This window comes from Mycoplasmopsis felis ATCC 23391 (genome assembly GCF_000701865.1).
Lineage (GTDB): Bacteria > Bacillota_I > Bacilli_A > Mycoplasmatales > Metamycoplasmataceae > Mycoplasmopsis > Mycoplasmopsis felis.
Genome location: NZ_JNKA01000042.1, coordinates 1 through 1,986, shown reverse-complemented (window position 1 = coordinate 1,986; position 1,986 = coordinate 1). Strand labels below are relative to the sequence as shown.

Sequence of the window (1,986 nt, the reverse complement as noted above, 5' to 3'; positions counted from 1 at the left end):
TAGAAAACATTAGATTTAGGGAAACAATTACACATTCAGATGCTAATATGGTTCCTCAAACAGGAAAAGATTATTATACTCAATTAATGTTAAATGAAACAACTACAGATGGTATAGTAAGGGTTAAGGAAGAGTTTAACACATATAAAACAGAAACAAATAGATTTACAAATATTGTAAATAAAAGATTAACAAGTAACCCAAACAGAAAAGAAAGTCTTTTATTAGAAATTAATTCAACACGTAATACTGCAGAATTAGAAACTATAATTGCTAGAAACACTGATTTATTAAGAGATGAATTAAAAGATATAGCAAATTCCTTATTACACTTTAATGATGCTAAAACTCAATACAATAACATAGCAGATACAGAGAATGATTTTAGAAGATTATATGACGAACTAATAAAAGCATCTATAGTTCAAGAATATGAACCAGAAGGAAAAAGATTATTAGATGAATATATTAAATATTATCCATCTAAACAAACTGAACAACAACAATTAACTCAGAAATTTAATTCAATTGTTTCAATAGAAACACTTAATGAATATAAAACTTTATATGATCAAACCAGATATAGACAAGATTTCAGATTCTTTACAGGTGGTAATAGACCAAGAGTTACAAGAAATGGTAATCATTCAAAAATGAATTTACCACTTGATAGAGTATCAAACCAAGACGAAACTATATTAGTAATAGCAGAAGAAGTTGATACAAAAACAGAAAAAACTTATTCAGGTAGATATAGTTTTAGAACTGTTTCTAATTATACAGGAAATTGAAGTGGATTAACATCTGGAAAAACATATAGAGTTATTAGGATAGTTGTTGGTACAGGAAATAGAGAAGATAAAGAAATAAAAATACCTGAACCTATTGAATGAACACATCCATAATTTTCTCTAAAAAATAATTAATAATCTCTAGATTACAATTGCTTTTATATAAAGATAAATAATTAAATATTTTGTATTAAAAAAACAAACAAAACCTCAGGATTTCCCTGAGGTTTTGTTTTTTAATTTTTAACAAATGGGAACTTGTTAACTAACTTAATTTCCTTACTAAAACTATTGTCATTTGTTTTTACATATAATCTAGTTACTTGATATCTTTTTCCACTTATTAATTGAGTTAAATCAGATCTATTAATAAAAGTTTGAGTTCTATTCCTGTATATATGTGCTCCATTTGAACGAACGAAATAATTTGATGGATTTTCAACTTCTGATATTAAATAAGTTAATACTATTGATTTGTTTTGCACAGTATTAAATAATACAGATACTCTAACATTATTACTATTATTAACATTATCTAGTCTAACACCATAATTAGGATCTAAGACATATTCATCTGTATATCTAATTGAATCATAATATTGTTCAAATTCAACAGTTTTCTGATATGTATTTAATGCAATAATTCTTCTTTCAAATTCATCTCTATGGGTTTGATAATTAGGATCTGCATTATTTATAGAATTATTAGTTTCATAATATGATTGATATTCATTTATCATAATTCTTGCACGAGGAGCAAAATCATGTACTGCTTGTGCGTTCTTTATTTCTGTGTTTAATTGTGAGACTGTAATATTAGTTTCATTAGCACGTGCTTTAAAATTATCTTTAATAGTTTGATTTACTTCAGTAATTGAATCTGCAATTTTTATAAGTTTGGCTTTTAATAAATCAATATTTTGTTCTTTAATTCTTTCTATTTCTTCAATATTATATGCATTATTTAATTGATTTAAATAACCATCTCTAACAGAATTATTAGTACTATATTCAGTAATTAAATCTTTTGTTTCTTCTCATTCACGTTTATATTTTAAAAACTCTTCCTTAACCCTTACTATACCTTCTGTAGTTGTTTGATTTAACATTAATTGAGTATAATAATCTTTTCCTGTTTGAGGAACCATATTAGCATCTGAATGTGTAATTGTTTCCCTAAATCTAATGTTTTCTA

Annotated in this window: 2 protein-coding genes; one reads left to right on the top strand and one right to left on the bottom strand. The window is 25.1% G+C overall.

Features of this window, described 5'->3' with window-relative positions; genetic code table 4:
* On the top strand, positions 1 to 905 hold a 905-nt coding region (locus T405_RS03535), incomplete at its 5' end, for a hypothetical protein (RefSeq protein WP_036431360.1).
* Positions 906 to 1,027: 122 nt separating this feature from the next.
* On the opposite strand, the gene T405_RS03970 is transcribed toward T405_RS03535, so the two are convergent.
* Positions 1,028 to 1,986, bottom strand: a 959-nt coding sequence (locus T405_RS03970; RefSeq protein ID WP_036431357.1) for a hypothetical protein, incomplete at its 5' end; no start/stop codon positions are given.